General features: G+C 41.2%; 4 protein-coding genes. All 4 read right to left on the bottom strand.

What is annotated here, in order from left to right; genetic code table 11:
* Window positions 1-26: 26 nt before the first annotated feature.
* The 4 genes from yfmF to FC24_RS07625 all read right to left on the bottom strand — a co-directional run bounded on the left by yfmF (window position 27) and on the right by FC24_RS07625 (window position 6,368).
* Window positions 27-1,283, bottom strand: a complete 1,257-nt coding sequence (yfmF, locus tag FC24_RS07640; RefSeq protein WP_057874301.1) for an EF-P 5-aminopentanol modification-associated protein YfmF — start codon at window positions 1,281-1,283, stop codon at window positions 27-29.
* Window positions 1,284-1,335: 52 nt separating this feature from the next.
* Entirely contained in the window at window positions 1,336-3,723 is a 2,388-nt protein-coding gene (locus tag FC24_RS07635) for a DNA translocase FtsK (RefSeq protein WP_057874300.1), read from the bottom strand.
* Between the two features lie 153 nt (window positions 3,724-3,876).
* Window positions 3,877-4,278 carry a DUF1149 family protein gene (locus FC24_RS07630; RefSeq protein WP_057874299.1) on the bottom strand — a complete coding sequence of 134 codons (402 nt, stop codon included), beginning with the start codon at window positions 4,276-4,278 and terminating at the stop codon, window positions 3,877-3,879.
* Window positions 4,279-4,301: 23 nt separating this feature from the next.
* The gene (locus FC24_RS07625) at window positions 4,302-6,368 is read right to left on the bottom strand and encodes a DNA topoisomerase 3 (protein ID WP_057874298.1); all 2,067 of its coding nucleotides are present in this window, start codon (window positions 6,366-6,368) and stop codon (window positions 4,302-4,304) included.
* Window positions 6,369-6,446: the final 78 nt, after the last annotated feature.

Here is a 6,446-nt window from a genome sequence, read left to right as displayed (position 1 = left end):
ATACATATTATATGTACGAAGGCATTTCATTTACACAAGATTCTTGACGCTACCATTTTTTGTGCTGCAGCCACAACTTCTGCTTTCGTGACAGCTTCTAAAGCCGTTGCAAATGCAGAATTAGTCACCACAGCCGCGGGAACTAATTTTTGAATTAAGGCACGATGCGTTAAATAACCCGCACTATCCAGCCGCGAAACATATTGATTACGCAGCATGGCTTTGGTTTGTGTCAATAAATCTGTTGAAAATTCACCTTTTTTAAGTGCTGCTAACTGCGCGGCAATAATTTGTTTTACCCGTTGATAGTTGCTAGCATCAATACCGGTCTGTACAGTGATTAAGCCGCGAAAACCGTCATAAATACTATTAGCATAATAGGCCGAGCTTGCACGTTCACGTACATTGGTAAACAGTAAGGATAAAGGAGACGCACCAAAAATCGCGTTAGCTAACAGCATCGCATAATAATCAGTTTGATAAAAATAGATCGGTGCGTGGTAGGCCAAATTAAGCTTAGCTTGATTGGTTACTTGATAGTCATTTTTTTCCAAAACAGATGTTAATTTAGGCTGCTGGTAAAATATCGGATAAGCAGCTGATTGTCGAGCTGCAAATGGAAACTGACTAATTTCTTGTACAACCTGCTCGGGGACAACGTCACCCAATACTGTAATCATCACTTGATCATGAGCTAATAATTGCTGATAGTAATTAAATAAACTAACAGCAGTAATATCAGCTAAATCTTTTACATTACCAAAGCTTGGAACCCGCTGAGCCGAACTACTTTGAAAGTACAAAGCTTGCAGCTGTAAACTTGCATAAGCTTGCTTACTATCATAAACAGATTGTAAATAAGCTGCTAAATTTGCTTTTTCCCGCTTGAAAGTAGTGGCATCAAATGCACCTGCAGCAGCATTAGGCCGCCATAAAATCTGCTTTAAAAATGCTAATCCGTCTTTTAAGACATGAGTTTCTCCCGGTAAAAAGCGGTCATTGACAACAGTTAACACCATTGAAAAGATGTGTGCATTGCCTTGTTTGCCGACCGTAACCCCAAAGTCAGCACCATACATAGCAGAAAGCTTAGCAGCTAAATCCGCCTGTGTTGGATAATCCTGACTATTTGTCTCCAACAAATTGGCTAATAATGAGCGTTGTGTGATCGTTTCTGCAGCTAAAGGTGCAATGAAATTAATCACCACCCGTGTAGTTTTAAATTGGTGAGAAGGTAAAACGTTTAATTCAACACCATCAGCTAATTGTTTATGTGTAACCATATTTGACCTCACTTTTTTATCGTCCATTAATCAAGTCATCTCAGACCCAACACTATGATTTTTGTTGGGGTTGTTCATCATCTGGCTTTTGAACAAATACTTGTCGCGGCTTGCTGCCAGCTGCCGGCCCGACAATTCCGCGCTGTTCCATTTCATCAACAATTCGCGCTGCCCGATTATAACCAATCCGGAAACGCCTTTGCAACATTGAAATACTGGCAGTTTGCAATTGTGCAACCAATTTAACAGCGTCTGGGAACAGTTCATCTTCTGCCTCCAGCGCCTTTTCCGCTTCTGGTTTATCATCTGGGGTTAATCGTTCATCATAATCAGCAGTTTGTTGTGCGGTAATAAATTTAACTACTGCCTCAACATCCTTAGCTGAAATGTAAGCACCTTGAACACGTGTTGGCTTATTTTGCCCCATTGGTAAATAAAGCATGTCACCACGACCCAATAATTTTTCCGCACCAGTGCTATCAATAATAGTGCGCGAATCAACACCAGAAGAAACGGCGAATGCCATCCGACTAGGAATATTAGCTTTAATCAAACCGGTAATAACATCAACTGAAGGCCGCTGTGTTGCTAAAATCATGTGGATACCTGCTGCCCGCCCCATTTGGGCAAGACGGACAATTGCGTCTTCAACTTCATTTGAAGATACCATCATCAAATCGGCTAATTCATCAACAATTACAACAATGTAAGGCATTGCTGGTAATGGCTGTTCTGTCGCGGCATCTTGTTGTTGAACAGCTTGATTATATTCCGTAATGTTACGTTTACCCGACTGTGCAAATAGCTCATAACGCCGTTCCATTTCAGCAACTGCTTTGTGCAAAGCCTGAGCCGCCTTTTTGGCATTACTAACAACTGGCGTCAAAAGGTGAGGAACCCCATTATACACAGAAAGTTCCACTTTTTTTGGATCAATCATCATCATTTTAACTTCATGGGGCTTGGCTGTCATTAATAAGCCAGTAATAATATCATTAATCATAACTGATTTCCCACTACCGGTCGATCCAGCGATCAGTAGATGGGGCATTTTAGTAATATCAATCATAATGACTTTGCCCGAAATATCTCGGCCAATCGGCACTGTCAATAATTTACCAGGATGTGCCGGCTGTGATTGATAAACATCACGGTAAGAAACCGTAGCGACGGCTTTATTAGGCACTTCGATCCCAATTAAGGATTTCCCAGGAATCGGAGCTTCAATCCGAACATCCTTTGCTGCTAACGCTAAAGCAAGATCATCTGTCAAACTGACAATTTTACTGACTTTGACACCAATAGCAGGCTTAATTTCATATTTAGTCACTGCCGGCCCTAAATTAACGTTTTTTACTTCAACATCGATCCCAAAACTATCAAAAGTTTGCTTCAATTTTTTAGTATTTTGTTTAATTGTCGCATATTCAGCACTTTGATCTGTTGGTGGAATCGCCTGCAATAAATCTGCTTGCGGCAATTGATAATCCTCATCTGCTTCTACTTGTACCAAAGCTGGGGTTGCACTTTCAGGTGCAGCCGAAGTTGGCGCCGCTAATTGATCTAAATCAACTTTTGCTTGTTGTGATTGCGGTGCATTCATCTGCTTTGATGCAACATTAATTGTTGGTGCTGGTGCAGCAGATTGAGTGGAAGATTGATCACTTTTCTCAGCCGTTGCAGCTACAGTTGATTCAGCAGGTTGTTTCGTTGGCGCTGGCCGTAAAGATTTTGGCTTTTTGCTGGTTTTTTTTAATCGTTTTAACTGAGGACTAATTTTTTGTCCCGCCATGCCTAAACGCTTAAGTAAACTCATTAATTGCCGGCCAAACCAATGCACAACACGCACAATCTGAGTTACTGCTGCTTTAACAACCACAAATGGAATGTCAAAAAGCAGAAATAAGCCAGTCAATATTCCGACGACCGTCAGCAAATAAGTACCAAACTGACCCACCAGAAAATAACTCGCACTATAACCTAATGCTCCCAGCATACCACCACCGATAGTTGTCGTCACACTAGCACGCTGAAAATCAGCCACTAAAAAGCGCCAAGTTACCGGTACAAACTGGCTGTGCAATTCTAACTGTGTAAACATCACAGCATCCAAAAAACATAAGAAACTAAAATATGCCAATAGTGTGCCACCGATACGCTTACCAGACAAAACAGGACCACGGCCTACAACTAATAAGAAGAGACCATAAACACCTAATAAAATGGCTAGCGCTGGGAAAGTATCTCCTGCAATAATCCGCATTAAATTAGCTAATTGATTGCCAACAAAGCCCCATTTAAAAGTAGCAAATAAACCTAATAGGACAAAGATTAAACCAATAATGTTAACGGTATACATTGAATTTTTCTTTGCGGTCGTTTTACGCCGCTTTTTTGCCTTTGACGTGCGCTTTCGCCGTGGCTTTCTACGCGTTGCCACTAAAACACACCCACTTTCTAAAAAGCTTCTCCATCCATTATACACAATCTATTAATTGCTTAAACCTCAATATCTGGCAACAACGGAAAAAGCTTTAGTTGATTTCACAATTGCCGATCAACTAAAGCTTCGCGCAAGTTTAATACTCAGTGATTATTCCGCCCCATCATTCGCTTCTTCTGGACGAAAATCCAGTTGTACGCCTTTGTCTAAAGCAACTGCAGTCACCTGATAAGTCAACGTTTCGATATATTCAACTAACGGACGCGACAATTTCTGCATTTCTTCGGCAGAAATATCATCTGGTGTTCCTTTAAATCCCAACAACTGCACAATCTGCGTGATCTTACCACTGACAGAAAAGCCTTGCAAAACCACTTTAAACGGAACGCTAAATTGAAAAATTTTTCCTTTAGCCATCATCGCGTCCGCACCTTCACCAGTTGCAGTCACCTCATTAACATGAACTTGGACATCTGTTTTAGGTTTGACAGTTTCCGATTCGCGGTCATAGTGAAATTGTTCCACTACAATGGCTTCACGTTTTGTTTTCATGCTCCGCACCCTTTCATTGCTCTTTAAGATTTTTTCTGTGCCATAGCTGTTTTTAAAGCTTGTGCTAATGCACTTTCACCTGGTGCATCTTCTTGATTAACCTTTTTGAGTAAGCGCCGTGTCTCGTGCCGGTTCATTTTAGCTTTTCCTTTACCTTTAGCAGCACCAACTTTTTCCGTAATATTACAGTGAATACATTTAAAATAGCGTCCGTGCTCACCCGTTAATAATACCATCTTTTTGTGGCATTGCGGACAACGATGGTTGGTTACCTTAGGATCACGCCGGCGGTAATAGTTACAATTTTGGTTGCTGCAAACCAATAAAACACCTTGCCGGGTCTGTTTTTGGCGTAATTTAGCCCCACATTTAGGACAGACTTTTGTTGTCAAATTAAAATCTTTATATGCTGCCGTACTCCGTTTAACTTCTTGGACTAAGTCGGTTGTTGCTAGTTTAATCTGGTGGATAAATTGCGCTTTAACCAATTCACCACGTTCGATCTGTTGTAACTGTTGTTCCCATTTAGCCGTTAATCCAGGTGTTGTCAGGCGTGGATTAACTAATTTTAAAAGCTGTTTACCCTTAGGCGTTACTTCCAAATGTGTCCCAGTACGCACCATCAAACCAGAGGTAACTAATTTTTCAATGATTTCTGCCCGTGTTGCTGGTGTCCCAAGACCTTGCTTTTCCATTTGTACCAATAAAGTCGCTTCACTTAAAGGTTTAGGTGCCTGGGTTAATTCTTTGTTCAACCGGACCGTTCCTGATAATTTTGTTCCGATCGACAATGGCTTGACGGTTTTAGTCGCGTTTACTCCTACTTTAAAGCCAGCTTGAGTCACTTGTGTCTGTTTAAGGACAAAATCATCATCTAGCTGATAGGTATATTGGGTCTCCTGATAATCTGGTAAAAACAAACCAATAAAGCGGGCCACAATTAAATCATAGATTTTACGTTCATCATTAGCAAACAACGCCGGTTGCGGCATTTGTTCCGTTGGAATCAGGCCATAATGATCAGTGACTTTGGCATCATTAAACACTCTCTTTTGCACAACCGGCGCTTTTTTAGCTGCCAAAGGTTTAGCTTCTGGTACATAACCACTGATTGCCGCCAATCGTTCTGGCATCGTCGCTTTAAGATCTTGCGTTAAATACTTAGAATCCGTTCGCGGATAAGTCACCACTTTATAACGCTCATATAAATTTTGCAACGCAGCTAGTGTTTTCTTAGCTGAAAACTGATAACGTTGGTTCGCCACTTTTTGTAATTCTGTTAAATCATAAGGTAGTGGCGCTTTTTGACGTTTTTGTTTTTCTTTAACCGCCTTAACTGCATAGACAGATTGTTGCAACTGCTGTTGTTTTTTCTGTGCTGCTGCCGCTGATAAATGCGGGTTGTCTGCCAACTGAGCCACACCCGATTTTGTTTGTAGCGTTAAACTGTAGTAAGTCTGGGGCTTAAATTGCTGAATTTTAGCCGCCTGTGTGGCCACTAACCCTAATGTTGGCGTCTGGACACGACCAGCTGATAAACTATCTTGATATTTAACCGTCAAGGCGCGGGTCACATTTAACCCCACCAACCAATCTGCCTCAGCCCGTGCTTGGGCAGCTGCATACAATTGATCATAATCATGGCTAGGTTTTAAATGCGCAAAGCCAGAGCGGATTGCTTTATCTGTCTGAGATGAAATCCATAGCCGTTTAACTGGTTTATTAAATTTAAGGTAGTCCAAAATCCAGCGTGCAACTAGCTCGCCTTCCCGTCCTGCATCAGTTGCAATCACAGCTTGTTTAACGTCTGAGCGCTTTACTAAGCCGGCAATTGCCTTTAATTGCGCTCGTGTTTTAGGTAACGGCTTAATTTGCATTTTTTTAGGCATTAACGGTAAATCAGTCAGCGTCCATTTTTGCCAAGCGGGTTTATAATCTTCTGGCATTTTTAACGTCAGCAGGTGTCCTAACGCCCAGGTGACAATGTATTGTGCACCACTATAATAGTGGCGCGTTTTTTGTGTTGCGTTTAAAACTTTGGCTAAAGACGCTGCAACACTTGGCTTTTCTGCAATTACTAAAGTTTTCATTTATTAATCCCTCAAATTTTTAAGGTACTGTCAAACGTACCCTAATTTACCTTGTTTTTATTATCGTTACTAATTGTT

The organism is Loigolactobacillus rennini DSM 20253 (genome assembly GCF_001436505.1).
Classification (GTDB): Bacteria; Bacillota; Bacilli; order Lactobacillales; family Lactobacillaceae; genus Loigolactobacillus; species Loigolactobacillus rennini.
This window is presented reverse-complemented; position numbering and strand designations above follow the sequence as displayed.